Raw genomic sequence first — 23163 nt, forward strand, 5'->3', positions numbered from 1 at the left:
TTCGTTATTTTTTTTAAGAAATGAAATATTACTCACATAATATGTCTGTTATTATCACAATTTGTTACAAGTATTTGATATTTTCATTGAATTTATAATTTTTATCAATGTTAAAAAAAAAGAGTTGTGCATCTTTTTAAATATCTTTGGTACTTTTTGAAAATAAATTTCATTGATGAATAAATTCTTTACACTTTTCTTACTCATTTTTTCTTTACCTATATTTTCTCAACAAGAAGCTAATTTTTGGTTTTTTGGTGAAAATGCAGGATTAAAATTTAACTCTAATAGGCCAGAAAGCATAAATGGAGTACTACAAACTGATGAAGGTTCTGCCTCAATATCTAACTCAAATGGTGTTTTACAATTTTATACTGATGGAACAACAGTATTTGACCGAAATAATACTGTTATGCAAAATGGTACTAATTTATTAGGTAATTCTTCAAGCACACAATCAGCGATTATTATACCTAAACCTTTAGACGATAAAAAATATTACATTTTTACTGTGGGAAATCAAACCAATAATGGTGGTGGAAACGGAGTTGCATATTCTGAGGTTGACATGCAACTAAACAATAATTTAGGAGCTATTACTTCAAAAAATAACTTTTTGAATGGCTCTAGTAATGCTAGAGAAAAAATTACTTCTGTAATTGGTAACGAATGCAATACTTTCTGGGTGATAACATCAGACCTTAGTAGTTTTTATGCATACAAAATAACCAAAGATGGAGTCGATGGTAACCCTGTGATATCAAATCATAGTTTTTATTCTGGTCTTAGAGGATATTTAAAATTATCGCCTAATGGTAAGAAATTGGTTAGCGCATCTCAAAATGGAGGTTGTTTTATGTATGATTTTGATAATAGTAGTGGAAATATAACAAATGAAAGAAGTTTCGATTTTTCTCCTCTTGCCTATGGAGTAGAGTTTTCTAGAGATAGTAAAAAATTGTATATTAGTTATGGTACTTTTAGCCAATTTAATTTTCAAGGTGATAGAAATCCGGCAAGCGATGCAAGTATTGTTCAATACAATTTAGATGCTAATAATGATAATATTACTGATGATATTAATGATATTACAAGCAGCCGCCAAACGATATATCAAACAAATACGGGTTACAGAGGAGCCTTACAATTAGCAACTAATGGTAAAATTTATTATGCCAGAAGTCGTACCAATTTTTTAGGTGTTATCAATGCTCCAGAAAGAGATGCCAATCAAGTTAATTTTAATGAAAATGGGGTAGATTTGGGTCAAGGCATAAGCACCGAAGGTTTACCACCATTTATACAGTCTTTTTTCTTACCCATAGAGGTTAAAGATTCCGATACAAATGAAGTTATCAACGATAAAAACTTACAATATTGTGTTGGAGATTTTAAAACAATTATACCTGAACCTGTTAAAGGTGATAATATTCAATACGAATGGAGTTTTATTAACGGAACTGATACCACACCTCTGCCACCTTCTGAAACTTTAACTTTAACCAATTTAGACTTAGATGATTCAGGTTTATATTTATTGAAAATTACCTTAACCAATGAATGCGGAATTATCACTGAATTAAATGCTAAATTTAGTATTCAAGTTTATGAAGCTGCAAGCGCTACAAAACCAACAGATATCTTTTTCTGTGATACAGATAGAGATGGTTTTAACCAATTTAACCTGCAAGAATTAAAAAATGATGAAATTTTAAACGGGTTAGATCCTAACATATTTGAAGTTTTATATTTCACTAATAGTACTGATGCTAATATGGGTAATAACGCAGTATCAACCCCATATACTAACCCCAATGAGTTTAGTTCTCAAATAATTTATGCGAGAGTACAAAATAAAAATGCATCTAATGCTTGTTTTGCCCTCACCGATTTTATTCTAGAAGTGAATGATTTACCTATTCCTGTTGCCCCATCTCCCTATAGAATTTGTGATAATACCGAAAGTGGAAGTGATACAGATGGTATTATCAATAATTTTATTTTAAGCACTAAAGATGATGAAATTTATGGAAATTTAAATGCATCTCAGTATAACATCACTTATCATACTACGCAACTTGGTGCAGAAAATAATGATATCAACACCTTAATTGATAAAAACTCAAACCATAAAGTTACCAATTCGCAAATTGTTTTTATAAGGATAGAAAATAAAGACAATACAGATTGTTATGATGCTAATACAACTTTAGAATTAATTGTAGACCCTTTACCGGTATTAAAAACCAACCCAATTTTAGAACAATGTATTGCCGAAGGTAACACAAACCCAACTGTAAATTTAACTTTAGCCGAATTTAGTATTTCAGAAACTCCAAACGCAGTTTTTACTTATTTCGAAGATGCTGCTGCTAATAACCAAATCATTAATCCAACTTCGTACCCTGTTCAAGTAAACACAACCCAATCTATTTTTGTAAGAGTTACTACTGAAAATGGCTGTACAAGAGATATTGTAGAAGTTAAAATAAATATTGGTCAAACTCCAGACAATGCTTTCAACACCACACAACCACCCGTTTGTGACGATTTTTTAGACGCTCAGGGCAATGATACTGATGCAAATTCGGACACTGACAATATCACTAATTTTTCTTTGGATAGAGATGCTATTATCAACAGCATCAACCCACCAATGAATACCGAAGTTTTCTTCTATGAAAATGAAAGTGATAGAAACAACTCTTTGAATCAAATTGATATTACCAATTTTAGAAATGATATTACTAAAAACGATGTTACTAATATTTCTAACGGAATTCAATTTCCTATTTATTATAAAATATTAAGTACCATCAACAATGATTGCCAAGGTTTAGGCCAATTTTACTTGCAAATAAATGCTGTTCCTACTGCTGCTGAAGTTGCTGATTTGGAATTGTGTGATGATGTAATTGATGGTGACAATACTAACGGAATTGTTCAAAATTTCAATTTAGAGTCTCAAACCTTCGCCATTTTGAATGGGCAAAATCCTGATGATTTTACAGTTACTTATCACGATTCTGCTGCTAATGCGAATACTGGCACTTTACCTTTAGAATCTCCTTACACGAATACAACTCGCGATTTGCAAACCATTTTTGTGCGTGTTACCAACAATGCAACTGGCTGTTTTACAGATCATACTTCGTTTAATTTAATAGTTAATCCTGTACCCATTGCCAATTTTGTAAATGATTTAGAGGTTTGTGATGATAATACTGATGGTTCTGCCAGAAATGGTTTTTCTCAGTCTATTGATTTAGCTGCTCAAACTGCTGGTATTTTAGGAAATCAAAACACAAATACTCTTGCTGTTACTTACCATCGTTCTTTTGCTGATGCTCAAAATGGCAATAATCCTTTGGTTTCTCCTTATTCTAACCAAACACCCAATAGAGAAACCATTTACATCAGAATAGAAAATACAGAAACAGGATGTGTAAACAGTATTTCTAATTTTGATGTTATTGTAAACCCTGAACCTACTTTTGTTGTACCTACTAATCTAGCTTATTGTGATGATGCGCTTGATGGTGATGACTCAAATGGCATCATTCAAAATATAGATTTAGACAGTAAAATCCCTGAAATTTTGGGCAATTCTCAAAGCCCTAATGATTTTATAGTTACCTTTCACAAATCTCAAGCAGATGCTTCTTCTGGTGATAATGCTGTAGCTTCTCCTTACGAAAACACAAATCCTACTGAACGCTTTTTTGTTCGTATTCAAAACAGGCAAACCCTTTGTATTAATGACGATGCTTCTTTGGAAGTAATTGTAAATCCTTTACCAAATTTTGAAGTAACCTCTCCTCAAATTCTTTGTTTAAATGATTTGCCTCTAAATATTGCTATAGAAAACCCAAGAGATGTATATGCTTATCAATGGAAAGCTCCCAATGGAAACCCGATTAATACTGCTTCTATTGATCATATTGATATTACTGTTCCTGGAAAATATACGGTTACTGCAACCACAACCAATGGAACGCTTTGTGAAAGAACAGAAACTATTGAAATTAAGGAATCGAATACTGCCACTTTAGCACAAAGTTTTATCACCATTATAGATGAATCAAACAATATTGGTAGTCAAGATTTTATTTCCATTTTTATTGATACTATTAATAACGATTTAGGGCCTGGAGATTATCAATTTGCTGTTTTTAATCAAGATGATAATGAAAGAATACCCATGATTGGTTTTCAAGACGAACCACTTTTCGAGAATTTAACAGGGGGTATTTACACCATTATTGTAAACGATAAAAACGGATGTGCACCTGATACCACTTTAGAGGTTTCTGTAATCCAATTTCCAAAATTCTTTACGCCAAATGGTGATGGAAGTAACGATACTTGGATTGTAAAAGGAGTTAATAAAACCTTTTACCCAAATTCTAGCATCAATATTTTTAATAGATATGGGAAATTAGTAGCACAAGTACCTATAGACAGCCAAGGTTGGAATGGAATTTATCAAGGAAATCTCCTTCCTGCTGATGATTATTGGTTTAACATCACACTTATTCCACCTGAAAACTCCAATAAACCTATCATCAACAAAAAAGGAAATTTTTCGTTGTTGAGAGACTAAGAATCCACAGAATTTTATAAAAAGTTTCACAGTATTATTTCTTAATTTAGCCTAAACTTAAGAAATCATATTTCTATGGATATCAACTTCAACAAAAACGAAGATTACAATAAACTATTAGTATCAGATTTAAAAAGACGTTTTGCCAAAGTAAAATTAGGAGGAGGTCAAAAAAGAATCGATAAAGTTCATGAAAAGGGCAAAATGACTGCTCGAGAACGTATTGATTACTTATTAGATGCTGATGCAACATCAATTGAAATTGGTGCTTTTGCAGGAGAAGATATGTATGCAGCACATGGAGGTTGTCCTTCTGGAGGCGTTGTTGTAAAAATCGGTTATATTAAAGGCAAACAATGTATTGTAGTTGCCAATGATGCTACTGTAAAAGCAGGAGCTTGGTTTCCGATAACAGGAAAAAAGAATTTACGCGCCCAAGAAATATCCATAGAAAATAAAATTCCGATTATTTATTTGGTAGATTCTGCTGGAGTTTACTTACCAATGCAAGATGAAATTTTTCCAGACAAAGAACATTTTGGACGTATTTTTAGAAACAATGCGATAATGTCTAGTTTAGGAATCACACAAATATCTGCAGTGATGGGTAGTTGTGTAGCAGGTGGTGCATACTTACCAATTATGAGCGATGAAGCCTTAATTGTAGACAAAACTGCCAGTATATTTTTAGCTGGGAGTTATTTGGTAAAAGCTGCAATTGGCGAAAGTATAGATAATGAAACTTTAGGAGGCGCAACAACGCATTGCGAAATATCTGGAGTTACAGATTACAAAGCCAAAGACGATAAAGATGCTTTAGATAAAATAAAATTTATTGTGGATAAAATTGGTGATTATAATAAAGCTGGTTTTAGCAAATCTGCTTCATTTCCTCCAAAAGAAAATGAAGATGATATTTTCGGAATTTTACCAAAAGAAAGAAACGCACAATATGATATGTTAGAAATCATTAAACGTTTGGTGGATAATTCTGAATTTGAACAATACAAAGAAGGCTATGGGCAAACCATTTTAACAGGTTATGCCAGAATTGATGGTTGGGCAGTTGGTATTGTTGCCAACCAACGAAAGTTGGTAAAAACTACAGCATCAAAAACCAAACCCACAGAAATGCAATTTGGAGGTGTGATTTATAATGATTCTGCTGATAAAGCAACTCGTTTTATAGCCAATTGCAACCAGAAAAAAATACCTTTGGTTTTTTTACAAGACGTTACCGGTTTTATGGTAGGCTCTAAATCTGAACATGGAGGCATAATTAAAGATGGTGCAAAAATGGTTAATGCAGTGAGTAATTCTGTTGTTCCTAAATTTACTGTCGTAATTGGTAATTCTTATGGTGCGGGTAATTATGCAATGTGTGGTAAAGCTTACGACCCTAGGTTAATTGTAGCTTGGCCAAGTGCAGAATTGGCTGTTATGAGCGGTAATTCTGCCGCAAAAGTTTTATTACAGATAGAAACAGCTTCACTAAAAAAGAAAGGAGAAAAAATTACTCCAGAAAAAGAAGCTGAACTTTTTGACAAAATAAAATCGAGGTACGACAAACAGATATCACCTTATTATGCAGCTGCCAGAATTTGGACGGATGCTGTAATCAATCCATTAGATACTAGAACTTGGATTTCCATGGGTATTGAGGCTGCAAACCACGCTCCTATTGAAAAACCTTTTAATATGGGTGTATTACAAGTTTAGAGTAGAAAATTTATAATCTGTAAAAAACATAAAAGCACTTATGAAATGGAGCGCTTTTATGTTTTTTTAGTATTGTATTTTTAGATGCCTAAAATTCTTTTATAAAGCGGTTTTTTATCTTGCTCTACATAGCCATACCCATAACCATAACCTCTATTTGTATTGGTATCATTTAACACAATTGCCATGTTAGGCAATTTCTTTTCTTTATAAAGTGTTTTTGGTACTATTAACATTCGCTTATCAATATAATTTGCTCTTGTTACATATAACACAACATCAGCCATTTCTGCAATTAATAACGTATCTGTAACCAAACTTACAGGCGCTGTATCTGCAATAACATAATCATAATCTTTTTTAACCGTATTAATAAGCTCTTCTACTCTTGGGTTTAGTAATAATTCTGATGGGTTAGGAGGTATTAAACCAGAAGAAATAAAATCTACATTTGGTATACCTGGCATAGTAAATTTAATTTCGTCTAAATCTAACTTATCATCTAAAATATAATTGGTAACTCCTTTACGATCTTCAATTTCTAGATAGTCTGTAATTTTTGGTGCCCTTAAATCTAAACCAATTAACAATACTTTTTTGTTGGTTAACGCTAAAGTTGCGGCTAAATTTAATGAAACAAAAGATTTACCCTCTCCACTAGTTGTAGAAGTTATAAATACCACCTTAGCTAAAATATCTTTGCTAGATTTTGCTAGCATAAAATTTAAATTTGTTCTTAATAATCTAAATGCTTCTGCCGAACTTGTTCTAGTTTCTTCTTTTACAATAACCTTTTCAGTAAACTCTGTATGAGGAATGTCTCCTAAATACGGAATATCTAAATTATCTTCGATATCTTTTCTATTATGCAGCTTGGTATCTAATCTCATTTTTATAAAAATCAGCATAAACGGAATAAAGATTCCTAGACCAAAAGCAATCATGTAAATTTTCTTTTTTCCAGGTGATACTGGGCTTCCAGAACTAAAAGCTACATCTATTACCTTGGCATTAGGTACTGTAATTGCCAAAGAAATTGCAGTTTCTTCTTTTTTCTTTAACAAATAGGAGTACAACTCGGAGTAGATTAGTTTTTGCCTGTATGTATCGATAATACCTCTTTCTATATTGGGTATTTTATCTACTTTATCCTGAAGTTTTTTTAACTCAGCATTGGTTTCTTTTATTCGAATTTCTGTAGATTTTTTTAAATTTCTTAAACTTGATAATAAGTTTTGTTGTAAATCTTGTATTTGATTATTTAAGGTAATTACTCTAGGATTTTTTTTACCAGAAAATCTCAATATCTTTTTTCTTTCGAGAAGTAATGTATTTATTTTATCTATGCCTTGAGAAATACTTTCGTCGGAAAAACCAAGATTTGTAGGTATTATATCGTTCTTAATGAGTAGATTTTTAATTTCTTCTTCTGCCCAATTTATTATGGTGAGTTCTGTAAGTAATTGATTCTTTTTTCGGCTATTATCTGAATTGGTTTCTAGAGCTATTTCATTTTCTATAGGGTTACCAGAAATACCAAATTCTATTTTGTAGGTTTTTAAACTGTCTTGAATTACCCCTAAGCTTTTTCCAAGTTTTTTTAGTCTAGCATCTAAAAATGCAATTGTTTTTTTAGAAACAATATTTTTATCAATTACAGCATCTAAATTATACTGCTTAATCAATTCATCTAAAATATCTTCTGCCTTAGATTTATTGTAATCTACCACCTCTAAATGTAATATACTAGAAAAATCGCTTATAGGTGTAATTTTAATTCTAGATGCATAAGAGCTTATTACACTTTTACGAGGTTTTATTACTACCAAAATGTTGTTCTCTAGATTTGTTTTGGTAGTTTGAACTTTAAAATCACCTAACTTCTTACTTTTTATAATTTCATTGATTCTAGAAGATTGTATGGTATCACCTTCTATGTTTTTTAAAACAAACTTATTATCTTTTAAAAAACTAACAACAAACATAGTATCTATAGCATGGTGCAAAGCATTTTCATCTTTTTGAATAAAATTTAGTTTTATACCACTGTTTACATAAGCTTCTCCATTACTAATATCACCATCTTTAAAATAACTAATATTTAGGTCTAGAGAGTCTACCATTTTACCAACAATCTTCCTAGATTTTATAATAAAAATTTCATTCTCTGGGTTATTGGTAGAACTATTACCAACAATACCCAAATCTGAAACCGCTTTAAACTCATCTGAAATACCTGATTTCAAATTGTCTTTTATCATAATGTAAGCTGAAGCACTATATTGTTTAGGGGTATATTTTAAATAGAAGAAAGCTGCAGTAAAAGCAACACATAAACCTATTAAAAACCAACCCCAATAATTTAAATACTTTTCAATTTCTTCTCTTAGATTAATATCATCAATATCTTCTAGAAATTCAAATTGATCATATTCTTGAAATTTTTTCATACTATTTTTTTTGTTGGGGAAAAACACAAGGTGCTTTAATTTAATTTACGAAGCTAGAGAGAATTTAGACTATTTTTTATTTTTTTCCTGAATTTTTGACGATGAGCCTTTGATAAATTTACATACAATTTGTAATTTGTATTGAATTTTATTTGTCATATTATTAATTTACAAGATGTAAAACACAAAAATTCTTATTTATATTGCATTATATTAAAAGTCAAATATATTATTCTTTCTTAGGTTGAAAAAGAAAAAATTGTTTTAATGTTATAATTCTTACTCATTTAAATAATACAATTTGAATTTGTTTATTTTCTAAAAAAATAAGTTTGTAAAAAGCCCAATCCGTAACCTAAAAATTGAGTAAAAGAGGTAATTATACTTAAAAAAGCTACATTTAATTTTTTGTTTTTAAAAAGAGCATCTAAAAAGAGCATCAAAAAATAGAATATATAAAGTTGTAATAATACTGTTAGTCCAAAAAATGATAAAAGAAAACTTGTACCAAGCCCTAAAATAAAAATACTAGGAAACCAAAATGTAATTTTTGCACTTTTAGGATATTTTTTATTTAAAATTGGCCTTGCTTTACCAAACGCATAGGTTTGTTTAAAAAATTGCTTTACTGTACTTTTTCGTTTATGATATACAAAAGCAGCTGTTACTAATTGTGTATTGAATCCGTTTTTCCATAAACGAAAAGTTAAATCAATATCTTCGCCAGTTTTCATGTTTGAGAATCCTTTTACAGTTTCAAAGGCTTTTATTGATAATCCTAAATTAAAACTTCGTAATTGAAATTTTCCTACTCCGTTTTTTTTACCACGAATGCCACCAGTGGTTAAAAAACTAGTCATGGAATAATTCATTGCTTTTTGCAAAGCTGTAAAACTCTGATGTGCTGCATCTGGCCCACCAAAAGCATCTGTATAATTTTCTTTTAAAGCTTTTTTTACTTCTGATAAATAGTGTTCTGGTACAATTACATCTGAATCTAAGACGATAAAATAATTGCCTGAAGCTTTTTGCATTCCGTAATTTCGGCTGGCTCCTGCTCCACTGTTTTCTTTGTAAAAGTAATTTACATTTAATGTTGATGTGTACTTTTCTACAATTTGATCGCTTTTTTGTGACGAACCATCTTCAATAATTAAAATTTCGAAATCGTCTTCAAAATCTAGTTTTGTTAAACTAGTAAGTAGTTCGTCTATTTCTTTAGGCCGATTGTATACTGGGATAATTATGGAAAAACTGAGTTGCAAAATTATAAAGTTGTAAAGTTGTAAAGTTAGGAAATAAAAAAATTGAAAGCTGTTGGTTTGAGCAACTTTCAATTTTCTAGTTTTCTAAAAATTGGCAGACTGGCTTAGCCCTGATTGAGCGACTTGTTTGAAATCTTTTTTGTCCTAAAAGGCAAAAAAATTGAGTAGCGAAAGCAGGAAATAGCTTCAAAAAACTATTATGATGAGAAACTGAACCAAATTCTGTTTAATATGGTTTTGCCTCTACTCAAACTTTTCCATAACTGGGTCACTAACCCCCATATTTGAAAAGCCGCCATCATGAAATAAATTCTGCAGCGTTACTTTTTTAGTTAAATCTGAAAATAAAGAAATGGTGTAATCTGCACATTCTAAAGCGGTTGCATTACCTAAAGGACTCATTTTTTCGGCATACTCTATAAAACCATCAAAACCTTTTACGCCACTACCTGCTGTTGTTGGTGTTGGCGATTGCGAAATTGTATTGACACGCACTTTATGATCTCTACCAAAAAAGTACCCAAAACTACGTGCAATACTCTCTAAATAAGCTTTGTTGTCTGCCATATCATTATAATCTGGAAAAACACGTTGTGCAGCCATATAGGTTAAGGCTACTATAGAACCCCACTCAGACATTGCTTTTTTGTTGTATAAAACATTCATTACTTTATGAAAAGAAAGTGCTGAAATATCCCAACCTTTTGTGGTGAAATCGTAATTTGGATCTGTATAATGTTTGCCTTTTCTTACGTTTAAAGACATGCCTATAGAGTGTAAAACAAAGTCGATTTTACCTCCTAAAATTTCCATAGATTGTTCTACTAAAGCTGTTATATCTTCTAAAGAAGTTGCGTCTGCAGCAATTACTTGAGAACCTGTTTTTGCAGCCAATTCATTCAACTGCCCCATTCTTAAAGCAATTGGTGCGTTTGTTAATACAAAAGTGGCCCCTTCTTCATGGGCTCTTTCTGCTACTTTCCAAGCGATTGAATGCTCGTTTAATGCGCCAAAAATAATTCCTTTTTTTCCTTTTAGTAAGTTGTACATTATTTAGTTTTTAGTTGTTAGCCCCTTTGTCTTTCAGACATTTCCCCAAAGGGCAAAATTGAGAAGCCAATTAGATTTTTAATTATCTTAGTGCAAAGATATTAAACTCATACTTTTTTGAAACATCAATTACTCAAAAGTCACCTTTGGAGATTTAGGGGCTAAGTAATTCTTTTGCGTGAGTTAAAGCTGATTCTGAGATATCTTTTCCGCTTAACATCTCTGCAATTTCTACAACTCTTTCTTCATCAGAAAGTTGTTTTAAATTGGTAGTTGTAACACCTTTAATTTCTTTTTTAAATACTTTATAGTGGTATTTTCCTTTTGATGCAATTTGTGGCAAATGTGTAATAGCAATAACTTGCATGTTGTTACTCATTTGCTGCATAATAGCTGCTATTTTGTTAGATACTTCTCCAGAAACCCCAGTATCAATTTCATCAAAAATAATGGTTGGTAACTTTGTATTTTCTGATAATACTGTTTTTACAGACAACATTATTCTTGACAATTCTCCTCCAGAAGCCACTTTTTTAAGCTCACCAAAATTTCCACCTTTATTTGCAGAAAACAAAAATTCTAATTCATCTTTTCCATTTACAAAATAATTAGATGTCGCTTTTATATTGATGGAAAAACGTGCATTTTCCATACCCAATTCTGCCAATAAATGCTGTAATTGTCTGGTTAACTGTGGTGTAACTTTGGCTCTGCTTTTGGTAATTAAACCTGCTAATTTGTCTAATTTTACAGTAACATCTGCAATCTCATTCTTTTTGTTGGTAATGGTTTCTTCTGCATTTTCTACCTGACTTACTTTTTCTGACAACTCTTCTAAAACTTCTAAAAGTTCTTGAATGGTAGCCACAGAATGCTTTTTCTGTAAGTTGTAAATTAGCTGTAAACGGTCATTTAATTCTTCAATTTCAATTGGATTGAAATCTACATTTTCGTTGGCCTTTTCTAATTCTGTAATGACATCATCAATTTCTATTTTTACAGAAGTAACTCTTTCTGATAATTCTTGATACTGTTTCGAAAAAGTAGCAATTTTTATCAATCTATTTTCTAAAGTATTTAATAAATTTTGTATACCAATTTCATCGTTTATAGAAATTTCTAAAGCTTCAGACAAATTGAGTTTGATGTCTTCTATATTATTTAATTGCTCTAATTTTTCTTCTAACTCTTCTTGTTCATCAACTTTTAAATTCGCCTCTTTTAATTCATTAAACAAATGCAAATTGTATTCGTATTGCTGATTTGCTTCTTTTTGCGTGATTTCTAATTCTTGTAATTCTTTTTTAAGTTGATTTAATTTAGAAAATCCTCTTTTGTAAGAGGCTATTTTATCTTTATTTTTTGCTAAAGCATCTACAATAGAAAATTGAAAGCTATTGTCTGATAATGCCAAAGTTTCGTGCTGCGAGTGCACGTCTATCAACTTGCTTCTTAGTTGATTTAAAACAGAAAGTTTTACTGGAGTGTCGTTTACAAATGCTCTAGATTTGCCTGATGGTAAAATTTCTCTTCTTATAATAGTTTCTGCTTCGTAATCTAAATCTACTTCTTCAAAAAAATCTTGTAAATTGTAGTTTACAAGTGCCACTTTTGCTTCTACAATGCATTTGGTGTTTGTATCTTTAAGAGAAGATAAATCTGCACGATTACCAAGCACTAAACCTAGTGCGCCTAATAGTATGGATTTTCCTGCACCAGTTTCACCAGTGATTATGGATAATCCTTCCGAAAAATCAATAGTTAATTGATTGATTAATGCGTAGTTATGTATAGAAAGTTGTGTAAGCAAGTTCACTAATTTTTATAGTATAAAATTAGTGAAATATATTTAGAAAATTAAAAGAAAATACTACTCAATATTTCTCCACTTCGAATTGTTATTTGGAGAAATTTTACGCAATGTAGTACTCAAACGCACTGCATTTCTTGTTCTAGGTCCATCAGAATAAATATTTACAATTTCATCTGCTTTGGCATCAAAAAACAATCGAATTAAATAATTACCCACAGTTTTGTTGAATAGGTTTTGCATTTTTAAAACACTATCTTCAATGGTTTGCTTTGCAAAATCTTTATTGTTTGCAAAGTTATCTAAACCTTTAATATGGTAATCGTACATTACATCTCTGTATGTTTTTAATTTTGGAGCCAATAAATTATCAATTAGTAAAAAGCGGTTTTGTTTACCCACTACGTTTTGCCAAGAAGAGAGTCCACTTTGTTGTGCTTGCAACATTACATTTTGCGCTTCTTTTAGCTCAAAATCTCCTCCATATTTTTCAAAAGTATCTGCATCTACCCCTAAAATTACATAAGCATAAAAAACAATGGTAGAAATTAAATTGCTATCAAAAGAGTTTCTATTATAAAATAGTGGATCAAATTCGTTATAACGAAACGTAAAATCGTTATCTCTTAAATTTAAAAGTGGAGTTGAATAAGACGAACCATAAACGGGTCTTGAAGATTGCACTTGCAAAGTAGCTGTAAATGTATTATTGTCTCTAGAAGTAATAATAATATTCATTGCACAATCTACTTTTTCCTCAGTCTGTACAACCCTATTTGTCCATTTTGTTTGATTTATGAATTCTGTTAATGCGGTTTGTAACGTGGTAAATACTTGCCTATTAGAACCTGCTATTTGCTCATAATTAATATTTACCAAACAGTTTAGTTCTTGCGAATTTACTTTGGCAACAAATAAAAATAAACCGACAAGTAATACTATTTTACGCATTTAATTTTATTTATAATTTCGTTGATAATGTCTTTGGCAACATCATCTTTTGATTTTAATTCAAATGGTTTTTCATTGAAATCTTTATCAATAATAGTAATTTTATTTGTGTTTGTTGCAAAACCAGCGCCTTTATCTTGCAAAGAATTTAAAACAATAGCGTCTAAGTTTTTACGTTTTAGCTTACTTTTTGCGTTATCAATTTCGTTATTCGTTTCTAATGCAAAACCCACCAAAAATTGATGTGTTTTTACTGCTCCTAAAGAAGCTAAAATATCTTTAGTTGGTGCTAACTCTATAGTTAACGCTGTATCTTTCTTTTTTATTTTCTGACTAGCAACATTTTTTGGTTTATAGTCTGCTACTGCTGCAGACAAAACAGCAATATCAACTTTATTAAAATATTGATGAGCAGCATTATACATCTCATCTGCCGAAACTACATCCACTCTATTTATTAAGGAATGTTGTATTTGTTGATGACTTGGACCCGAAATTAAAATAACTTCTGCACCAAAATTTGCAGCTGCATTTGCAATGGCAAACCCCATTTTTCCTGAAGAATGATTTCCAATAAAACGAACTGGATCTATAGCCTCGTAAGTTGGCCCAGCAGTAATTAATACTTTTTTACCCTTTAAAGGTAATTTTTCTAAAATATCATTTTCAATAAAAGCAACAATATCTTCTGGCTCTGCCATTCTACCTTCTCCTATCAAACCACTAGCCAATTCACCTGAAGTTGCAGGAATTATACTATTACCAAAACTTTTTAATTTATCTAAACTTTTTTTAGTGGATGGATGAATATACATATCCAAGTCCATAGCTGGTGCTAAATACACAGGACATTTAGCAGACAAGTAAGTAGCCAGCAACAAATTATCGCAAGTACCATTTGCCATTTTAGACATGGTATTTGCAGTTGCAGGCGCAATTAAAAAATAGTCTGCCCACAAACCAAAATCAACATGATTGTTCCATAGCTCATTTTCTTCTTCTTTATCATAAAAAGTAGAATGAACAGGATTTTTAGAAAGTGTAGAAAGTGTGAGAGGTGTTATAAAATCTTTAGACGCAGGTGTCATAATTACTTTAACATCTGCGCCTAATTTTATAAATAAACGAACTAAAGAAGCCGTTTTGTATGCAGCTATACCAGCAGTAATGCCTAAAAGGATTTTTTTACCACTTAAAACAGACATTTATTCTGCTTCTGGAGTTCTAAAATATACCTTATCATTTAACCATTCTTCAACAGCTATTGCAGTTGGTTTTGGTAAACGTTCGTAAAATTTAGAAACTTCAATTTGTTCTTTATTTTCAAAAACCTCTTCTAAACTATCATTATACGTAGCAAACTCATCTAATTTGTCTACCAATTCTTTCTTTAAATCAGCATTAACTTGATTTGCTCTTTTCGCAATGATTGAAATTGCCTCATAAATATTTTGAGTAGGTGCTTCAATTTCATCTTTGTTATAAGTAACTGTACTTATAGCTGCTTCTGTATCTTTATAATCCATAATATTACTTCTCTTTTGAATTTTGTTTTGTATTACTCTTCTCTAAATCTTTCATCTTTTGGATAAGATTGTCGATCCTTTTTTCTTCTTTCTTAAGCGTAGCTAGCATTTGATCAGCTTCTTCCGTAAATTGTGTTTCTGGAAAATTTCTTTTCAACTTGTCGTAAGCTTCAATAGCATCTTTAATTCTATCAAATTTTCTTCTATCTGTACTTTTTAACACAAAATCATGTGCTGCTTTTAATCTATAAAATAAAGCCTCTTCTTTAAATTCTGAACCTAGATAGTCTGATAACAAATTATCAAAAGCCTGAATTGCTGCTTTGTAATTTCTTAAGTCATAATCTGCTGTAGTGTAATATACTTTAGCGATTTCAAAATATTTTTTTTGCAACTTGTATCGTAAATCTTTGTAATGCTGATTTGCTTCATCAAGCTTATCTGAATTAGGATACGTAGTAATAAAATTTTGAAATGCTTCTAATGCTTTATTGGTATCTGTTGGGTCTTGGCTATAAACAGGTGATGCCAATTTATAACTTAAGGCAGATAAAAATGCAGCCTCTTCATTTTTAGAGCTTTTTGGGTAGTTATTTTTAAATCTTTCAAAATAGTATGCTGCTTGTAAGTAATTTTTGGTATTAAAATTAGACTGAGCAACCATAAATTGAATACGCTCCATTTGAGGTTTACCTCTGTAGGCTGGTGTTATTTTTTCGAATAAACGTAAAGCCTTAGAGAATTTTTTAGTTTCGTAGAGTTTCGTAGCCATTTTGTACTGCTCTTCTATACTACCTTTGTTTAACACTTTTTGATACTCCCCACAAGAGAATAACATCAAGCTAAACACTACTAAATACGCTAAATTTTTAATTTTTTGCATCGGGCAAAATTAGTAATTAATTATGGATAATAAAAGTATTTATTTTTCTCGAAATAAATCTTTCGTTTTAGTGTTTTGATTTTTTTTATTTTTACCAAAAAACAATCAACACAACTATATTGTAGTGCAATAATCCATAAAAAAGCCCGAAAAAATTAATAAAACGATACTAAAAGTTTGTTAAGAATACTTATTTATGTGTTTTTGTTTTCAAAAACTAAAATTCATTGACAAATTTAGCTATTTTGGCTTGTAATGCTTTACTTGCTTTTACTAACGGCAAACGTACATCATTAGTGCAAATACCCAATTGTTGTAAAACCGTTTTGATGCCTGCAGGATTATTTTCTTCGAAAATATAATCGATAATATCCATCATTTTAAAATGAATTTTATAGGCTTCTTTATTTTTTCCTTCTAATCCTAATTGAATCATTTTAGAAAACGCCTCTGGAAATGCTTGTCCAATCACAGAAATAACTCCTGAACCTCCAGCCAAAGCAACGCCCAAAGCCAAATCATCATCACCAGAAATAACTAAAAAATTCTCGGGTTTATTTTTTAATAAGGTAAAATATTGTTGTTGGTTGTTACCAGCTTCTTTAACTCCCACAATATTATCAAAATCATTTGCTAGACGAATGGTAGTTGATGGTTCCATATTTTTTGCAGTTCTACCAGGCACATTGTATAAAATAATGGGTAAATCTGTTGCTTCTGCAACCGCTTTATAATGTTGGTAAAACCCTTCTTGTGTTGGCTTACTGTAATATGGTGCTACTGATAAAATACCGTCAATTCCAGAAAAATCTCTAGTCTTTAACTCTTTAACAACATCTAACGTATTATTGCCACCAACACCTAAAACTAATGGAACTCGATTGTTGTTTGCTTTTACAACAACATCTATAATAAGTTGTTTTTCTTCTTTAGTTATGGTAGCGCTTTCTCCTGTTGTACCATTGATTACCAAATAGTTTGTGCCGTTTTCGATATTAAAATTGACCAATTTTATGAGCGCATCAATATCTATAGATAAATCTTCTTTAAAAGGGGTAATCAGAGCCACACCTGTACCAACAAATTTTTGCATTATTTAATTATTTTAGAGGGTAAAATTACAATTTTCAAATTGAATCTTTTCAAAAAATAGGAAGTTGTGATAAAGAATACACAACTTTTAATGTAAAGTTTAATTTTTTAGTTTATTTAATATGATCAAATACTTTTTTAATTCGGACAAGAAACTTTCTATTTTTGTTGGTACTTCTGCTATTTCCATGTCATATAATCCTTGGTTTACATTTGCAAAACCCACTTTAAATTTTGCTTTAGACCTTAAAACAGCATTTTCTAAATACAAATTATTCTTATTAAAATAACCTATTAGCAAATCGTGAGGCTCTTCTATAAATGATTTAAAGTATTTATTTTTTATATCACCTTTCCAATTAAAATCTTTCTCAGTAAAAAATTTATAGGACGGTACATTCATTTTATTGTAAGGCCTGTAACTATAAATTCTAACATTTCCTAAACCGAGTATTTTTTCAACCTCGTTTTCTATTTTAAGCCATTTATATATTTCTCCTGAGGCAATTATACCAACAGTATAAACCTCATCATGAGATATTTCTCTATGCGCTTCTTTGTGTTTTAAGAGCTTATTGAAACGTTTTTTTATGAAAGATTTTTTCAAAAGACCTATGTTAATTTGTAGATGATTTCTGTAAAAATACTACTTATTTTCTTTTACAACGACATCAAAAACATCTTGCGAATTATTTTTTAATAAAAAACAAATAGGTACAATGATGCTATTTTGGTAAATTGTTGTTCTCTAACATCAATCCAAAAATCTTAACGCTAGATCAAACAAAGCATTTTTCCTAGAATTAAAAGATGTCAAAACGTAGCCATTTTAAAGTTTATTTAAAAGAACAAACAAGTTGTTTAAATTGTGTAAAATTAGAATCTAATTATCTTACAACCAACAACAATTATTACTATTTTTATCAACAGTAAACAAGGTATTTATTGCATAAAAAAAGTATAATTTAAAATTACATAAACCATAATGATACAACCATTCCATTTAGCAATCCCCGTTCAAAATTTACAAAAATGCAGAACGTTTTATAGAGATGTATTAGGATGCGAAGAAGGGCGCTCAACCGAAAATTGGGTAGATTTTAATTTCTTTGGTCATCAATTGGTAATTCATCAAAAAAACGATTTTGTACCACAAAGAATTTCAAACCCCGTAGATGGTTTTGATGTTCCAGTACCTCATTTTGGAGTGGTTTTAACTTGGGAAGATTGGCACACTTTAGCAAATAATTTAAAAGCAGCAAACACAAAATTTGAGATTGCTCCTTGCATACGTTTTAAAGGAAAAGTAGGAGAACAAGCCACAATGTTTTTTAAAGACCCAGAAAACAACGCTTTAGAGTTTAAAGCTTTTCAAGATATTGGTCAATTATTTGCCAAGTAGTTTTTCTACAACTTTTTTCATTATTATGCTTAGTTTGATTTTCTTTATCTTTAAAACTTAAATCAAACTACATTTATTATGAAAAAAATTAGCTTTCTTTTTTCTTTACTTACAAGTTTTTACTGTTTTTCTCAAAATACGAGATTGTTAAGACAGCCTACACTTTCCAACTCTGATATTGTTTTTGTTTACGCTGCTGATTTATGGAAAGTTCCAATAACTGGTGGAAATGCAGTTCGTTTAACTAGTGATGAAGGCTACGAAACCAACCCTCAGTTTTCTAATGATGGAAAATGGGTAGCTTTTACAGCTCAGTATGATGGAAATACAGATGTTTTTGTGGTTTCCGTTAATGGTGGCGAACCAAAAAGGTTAACTTACCATCCTGGATCAGATATCGTTCAAAGTTGGACACCCGATGGAAAAATTCTTTTTAGATCTAACAGAGCCTCTAAACCAACACAAACCAATAAATTTTATACAGTTTCTACCGAGGGCGGAATGCCCAAAGCTTTTGATATTCCAAGAGCGGCTTTTGGAGAAATTTCTGCCGATAATAAATACATTGCTTATACCCCAATTACAAGCTGGGATGCAGAATGGAGAAATTATAGAGGTGGACAAGCAATGCCTATTTGGATTGTAGATTTAAAAACAAAAGCGTTGGTAAAAACTCCTCAAAAAGATAATGAAAGACACACAAATCCTGTTTGGTTTAAAGGTGATGTTTATTATATTTCAGAAAGAGATTATACAGCTAATATTTGGTCTTACAACTTAGCTACAAAGCAAGAAAAACAAATTACGTTTCATAAAAAATTTGATGTTAAAAACATAGATGCTAATAAAAATGGAATTGTTTACGAACAAGGTGGTTTTTTACACAAACTAAATCCTGAAACTCAAGAAACACATCCTATTAATATTGAGGTTAAAGGAGATTTAAATTACTCTAGAACTAGATGGATGAATGTTTCTGGAAGAAATTTAACCAATGCAAATGTGTCACCTAATGGAAAAAGAGCCTTATTTGAATATAGAGGAGAAATTTTTACAGTACCTAAAGAAAATGGTACTTGGAGAAACATAACCAACACTTCTGGTGTTGCAGATCGTTCTCCTATTTGGTCTCCAAAAGGAGATAAAATAGCTTGGTTTTCCGATAAAAATGGAGAATATGAATTGGTTATTGCCAATCAAAGGGGAGAAAATCAAGAATCTATAAAATTACCAAATCCTACCTTTTATTTTCAACCAGATTGGTCTCCAAATGGTAAATACATTGCGTTTACAGATACTAATTTTGTAATTTGGGTTATTGATATAGAAACTCAAAAAATCATAAAAGTTGATGCTGATGGTTTTGCGCATCCAAACAGAACCATGAACCCTAAATGGTCTCCAGATAGTGATTGGATTGCGTATGCAAAACAAAACGACAATAGTTATAAATCTATTTTTGCTTATCAAATAAGTAGCAAAAAAATTGTGCAAATCACAGATCCTGTTGCTGATGCTATTTCTCCTGTTTGGGATGCAAATGGAAAATATATTTACACCTTAGCAAGCACAGACTACGGATTGCAAACAGGTTGGTTAGATATGAGCTCTTACGATCCTAGCCTTACAAGATCATTATACACAATAGTTTTAAATTCTGATGATAAAGCACCAAACCTACCAAAAACAGATGAGGAAATCCTAAAAAAAGAAAAGCCTAAGAATTCAGGTAATGACCAAAAGAAAGACAAAAAAGAGGCCTCAGTTCATAAAACTATTATTGTTGAAAATGGAATATTTGATAGAGCTGTAGCTTTAAAACTACCTGCAAGAAATTATACAGCTCTTTTAAAAGGACCAAAAAACAAAGTTTTTATTGCTGAAGCTGTGCCAAATTCACCTGGATTAACGGTTCATAGCTACAATATTTCTAAAGAAAAAGCTACAGTTTTTGCAACAGGTGTATCTGCAATGAGTGTTTCAAATGATCGAAATTCTATTTTACTAAATAAAAAAGGAAGCTGGAGCTTGAATAGCACAAAATCTGCAAAAGCAGGAAAAGAATCACTAAAAACCAATCTAAAAATTAAGGTAGATCCTAAAGCTGAAGCGCATCAAATTTTTAAAGAAGGATGGCGCTTTATGAGAGATTTTTTATATGTAGATAATGTTCACGGAGCTCCTTGGGATGATATTTATAAATGGTACGCTCCTTGGATAAATGATGTAAGACATAGAACCGACTTAAATTATGTGGTAGATATTATGAGTGGTGAAGTTGCTATTGGACATTCTTATGTTTCTGGTGGAGATTTTCCTGATTTAAACAGAGTTCCTGTGGGTTTACTGGGTGCAGATTTTAAAATCAATAATGGCCTTTATCAATTTAAAAAAATCTATAAAGGAGAACGTTGGAACCCGAACATAACAGCTCCTTTAGGGTTGCCTGGTATTGATGTAAAAGAAGGTGATTATTTACTAGCTATTAACGGAGTTGCTTTAACTTCTAAAATGAATCCTTATAAATTACTTGAGCAAACTGCAGGAAGACAGATTTACATCACTATAAACAATAAACCTTCTACAAAAGACGCTAAAGAAATACTTGTTCAACCAACGTTTAGTGAAAGAAGCTTAAGAAGTATTGATTGGGTAGAATCTAACAGAAGAAAGGTAGATCAACTTTCAAATGGTAAGTTGGCTTATGTTTATGTTCCAAATACTAGTGGAGCAGGTTTTACATCTTTTAATCGATATTATTTTGCGCAACAAGATAAAAAAGGAGTAATTATTGACGAAAGAAATAATGGTGGTGGTTCTGCTGCTGATTATATGATAGATATTATGTCTAGAGAGGTTGTGGGTTATTTTAATAGTAAAAGCGAAAGCAGAAAACCTTGGACAACACCAATGGCTGGTATTTGGGGTCCGAAAGTAATGATTATTAATGAAAGAGCAGGTTCTGGTGGAGATCTACTACCTTATATGTTTAAAGAAAAAGGGTTAGGTACTTTAGTAGGCACAAGAACTTGGGGTGGTTTAGTAGGTACTTGGGATACTCCGCCTTTTATTGATGGTGGCAGAATGGTAGCACCTAGAGGTGGTTTTTATGACGTTGATGGAAAATGGGCAGTTGAAGGTGATGGTGTTGCTCCAGATATTGAAGTTCATCAAACACCAAAAGAAGTTTTAAAAGGTAGAGATCCGCAATTGGAAAAAGCGGTTGAAGAAGCTTTAAGATTGTTAAAAGGAAATGAATTTAAAATGAAACCTGAACCTAAAGCACCCATTCGTTCTAAAAGACCAAAAGGATATAAGTCTGATAATTAAAATTAAAGAAGCGCTCTAAAAAGTATTAAAATTTGTCATTTCCACTGTAATAGAGAAATCTTGTTTATTGAAAATCAATTATATAAATTTTTCGAATTCGCTAAAAATAACAACTAAATTAACTTGTTAGGTAGCCTCTTTTAATAACTCTATTTTGACAATCTCAGAAACTCATACTGCTACAAAACAAGAAAAACCTATTCGTTTCCAAGAATATGGCATTGGTATCTTCCATACAATTACTACAAAATCGGCATTGAAAAAAGCTATTAAAAAAGGGCTAATTACAATTGATGAGAGTTTGGCTACAACATCAAAGTATATTTTAGGCGGAGAAATAATTGAACTGCATCAACCTAAAAAAAATAAAGCATTAAAACAGTTAAAATTAAATTTAGAAGTTTTATTTGAAGACGATTATTTAGCAATTATTTACAAACCTGCTGGTATTTTAGTTAGTGGAAATAAATGGGTTACTATTACAAATGTCCTAACTCAAAATTTAAAAAAGAGCTCTCAAAAAGATGCCATTCATCCACAACCTGTGCATCGCTTAGATTATCCCACTAGTGGTGTTTTATTAGTAGGAAAAACAAGTACAGCCATATTAAAATTGAATAAATTGTTTGAAACCAAAGAAATTGAAAAAACATATTATGCCATTACTATTGGCAAAATGTGTTCTGGCGGATTAATTAATTTTAAAATTGATGACAAAAATGCTTCTACCCTATTTAAAGTTTTACATTTTGTAAAATCAAATCGTTTTAACTATTTAAATTTAGTTGAACTCAAACCCAAAACAGGCAGAAAACACCAACTTAGAAAACATTTATCTAGTATTGGTCATCAAATTTTAGGAGATCAAAATTATGGTAAAACTGAGTTAATCTTAAAAGGAAAAGGCTTGTATTTACAAGCTAACACCTTAAAATTTATTCATCCTTTTACAAAAGAAGAAATAATGGTTTCTACAGATTTACCTAAAAAGTTTACAAAAATTTTTACTGCTAAAATTCAATGATTATAAAAAACTGTTAAATACAAATAAAATACGTTTCAGATTATTATCATCAAAATAA

General features: G+C 30.9%; 15 protein-coding genes. 5 read left to right on the plus strand and 10 right to left on the minus strand.

Annotated features, from left to right (window positions below; all coding sequences use genetic code 11):
• Nucleotides 1-175: 175 nt before the first annotated feature.
• Nucleotides 176-4603: a T9SS type B sorting domain-containing protein gene (locus ACW9UN_RS02865; RefSeq protein WP_459483713.1), complete on the plus strand. Its 4428-nt coding sequence runs from the start codon at nt 176-178 to the stop codon at nt 4601-4603.
• A 75-nt stretch (nt 4604-4678) separates the two neighbouring features.
• Nucleotides 4679-6322 (plus strand): acyl-CoA carboxylase subunit beta, encoded by a 1644-nt coding sequence (locus ACW9UN_RS02870; RefSeq protein WP_459483715.1) that lies wholly within the window; start codon nt 4679-4681, stop codon nt 6320-6322.
• An 80-nt stretch (nt 6323-6402) separates the two neighbouring features.
• On the opposite strand, the gene ACW9UN_RS02875 is transcribed toward ACW9UN_RS02870, so the two are convergent.
• From ACW9UN_RS02875 to ACW9UN_RS02920, 10 genes are all read right to left on the minus strand, one after another.
• A complete protein-coding gene (locus tag ACW9UN_RS02875) occupies nt 6403-8772 on the minus strand; it encodes a GumC family protein (protein ID WP_459483717.1) in 2370 nt (789 codons plus the stop codon).
• A gap of 311 nt (nt 8773-9083) precedes the next feature.
• Complete coding sequence (locus ACW9UN_RS02880) at nt 9084-10037, minus strand: glycosyltransferase family 2 protein (RefSeq protein WP_459483718.1); 954 nt, start codon at nt 10035-10037, stop codon at nt 9084-9086.
• Nucleotides 10038-10280: 243 nt separating this feature from the next.
• Nucleotides 10281-11087 carry an enoyl-ACP reductase FabI gene (locus ACW9UN_RS02885; protein ID WP_459483720.1) on the minus strand — a complete coding sequence of 269 codons (807 nt, stop codon included), beginning with the start codon at nt 11085-11087 and terminating at the stop codon, nt 10281-10283.
• 154 nt (nt 11088-11241) lie between these two features.
• Nucleotides 11242-12897, minus strand: a complete 1656-nt coding sequence (gene recN, locus ACW9UN_RS02890) for a DNA repair protein RecN (protein WP_459483721.1) — start codon at nt 12895-12897, stop codon at nt 11242-11244.
• A 60-nt stretch (nt 12898-12957) separates the two neighbouring features.
• Nucleotides 12958-13848, minus strand: coding sequence for a type IX secretion system protein PorD (porD, locus tag ACW9UN_RS02895; protein ID WP_459483723.1), 891 nt, complete (start codon nt 13846-13848; stop codon nt 12958-12960).
• A complete protein-coding gene (coaBC, locus tag ACW9UN_RS02900) occupies nt 13836-15053 on the minus strand; it encodes a bifunctional phosphopantothenoylcysteine decarboxylase/phosphopantothenate--cysteine ligase CoaBC (protein ID WP_459483725.1) in 1218 nt (405 codons plus the stop codon). Before coaBC ends, porD begins: the two co-directional genes overlap by 13 nt.
• A complete protein-coding gene (locus ACW9UN_RS02905; protein WP_459483727.1) occupies nt 15054-15374 on the minus strand; it encodes a DNA-directed RNA polymerase subunit omega in 321 nt (106 codons plus the stop codon). It abuts the gene before it with no gap.
• 4 nt (nt 15375-15378) lie between these two features.
• Nucleotides 15379-16257 (minus strand): outer membrane protein assembly factor BamD, encoded by an 879-nt coding sequence (locus ACW9UN_RS02910; RefSeq protein ID WP_459483728.1) that lies wholly within the window; start codon nt 16255-16257, stop codon nt 15379-15381.
• Between the two features lie 217 nt (nt 16258-16474).
• Entirely contained in the window at nt 16475-17350 is an 876-nt protein-coding gene (gene dapA, locus ACW9UN_RS02915) for a 4-hydroxy-tetrahydrodipicolinate synthase (protein WP_459483730.1), read from the minus strand.
• A gap of 99 nt (nt 17351-17449) precedes the next feature.
• Complete coding sequence (locus ACW9UN_RS02920) at nt 17450-17956, minus strand: DUF6913 domain-containing protein (RefSeq protein WP_459483732.1); 507 nt, start codon at nt 17954-17956, stop codon at nt 17450-17452.
• A 378-nt stretch (nt 17957-18334) separates the two neighbouring features.
• On the opposite strand from ACW9UN_RS02920, the gene ACW9UN_RS02925 reads away from it, so the two are divergent.
• The 3 genes from ACW9UN_RS02925 (at nt 18335) to ACW9UN_RS02935 (ending at nt 23105) form a co-directional block, all read left to right on the plus strand.
• The gene (locus ACW9UN_RS02925; protein ID WP_459483734.1) at nt 18335-18751 is read left to right on the plus strand and encodes a VOC family protein; all 417 of its coding nucleotides are present in this window, start codon (nt 18335-18337) and stop codon (nt 18749-18751) included.
• A gap of 78 nt (nt 18752-18829) precedes the next feature.
• Entirely contained in the window at nt 18830-22081 is a 3252-nt protein-coding gene (locus ACW9UN_RS02930) for a S41 family peptidase (RefSeq protein ID WP_459483735.1), read from the plus strand.
• A 154-nt stretch (nt 22082-22235) separates the two neighbouring features.
• Nucleotides 22236-23105, plus strand: coding sequence for an RluA family pseudouridine synthase (locus tag ACW9UN_RS02935; RefSeq protein WP_459483737.1), 870 nt, complete (start codon nt 22236-22238; stop codon nt 23103-23105).
• Nucleotides 23106-23163: the final 58 nt, after the last annotated feature.

Source organism: Polaribacter litoreus, assembly GCF_054584775.1.

Excerpts from the sequence above, each read along its gene's own strand:
- ACW9UN_RS02865 (WP_459483713.1), top strand. The coding sequence starts at position 176 with ATGAATAAATTCTTTACACTTTTCTTACTCATTTTTTCTTTACCTATA.
- ACW9UN_RS02870 (WP_459483715.1), top strand. The coding sequence starts at position 4,679 with ATGGATATCAACTTCAACAAAAACGAAGATTACAATAAACTATTAGTA.
- ACW9UN_RS02875 (WP_459483717.1), bottom strand. The coding sequence starts at position 8,772 with ATGAAAAAATTTCAAGAATATGATCAATTTGAATTTCTAGAAGATATT.
- ACW9UN_RS02885 (WP_459483720.1), bottom strand. The coding sequence starts at position 11,087 with ATGTACAACTTACTAAAAGGAAAAAAAGGAATTATTTTTGGCGCATTA.
- porD (WP_459483723.1), bottom strand. The coding sequence starts at position 13,848 with ATGCGTAAAATAGTATTACTTGTCGGTTTATTTTTATTTGTTGCCAAA.
- coaBC (WP_459483725.1), bottom strand. The coding sequence starts at position 15,053 with ATGTCTGTTTTAAGTGGTAAAAAAATCCTTTTAGGCATTACTGCTGGT.
- ACW9UN_RS02905 (WP_459483727.1), bottom strand. The coding sequence starts at position 15,374 with ATGGATTATAAAGATACAGAAGCAGCTATAAGTACAGTTACTTATAAC.
- ACW9UN_RS02910 (WP_459483728.1), bottom strand. The coding sequence starts at position 16,257 with ATGCAAAAAATTAAAAATTTAGCGTATTTAGTAGTGTTTAGCTTGATG.
- dapA (WP_459483730.1), bottom strand. The coding sequence starts at position 17,350 with ATGCAAAAATTTGTTGGTACAGGTGTGGCTCTGATTACCCCTTTTAAA.
- ACW9UN_RS02925 (WP_459483734.1), top strand. The coding sequence starts at position 18,335 with ATGATACAACCATTCCATTTAGCAATCCCCGTTCAAAATTTACAAAAA.
- ACW9UN_RS02930 (WP_459483735.1), top strand. The coding sequence starts at position 18,830 with ATGAAAAAAATTAGCTTTCTTTTTTCTTTACTTACAAGTTTTTACTGT.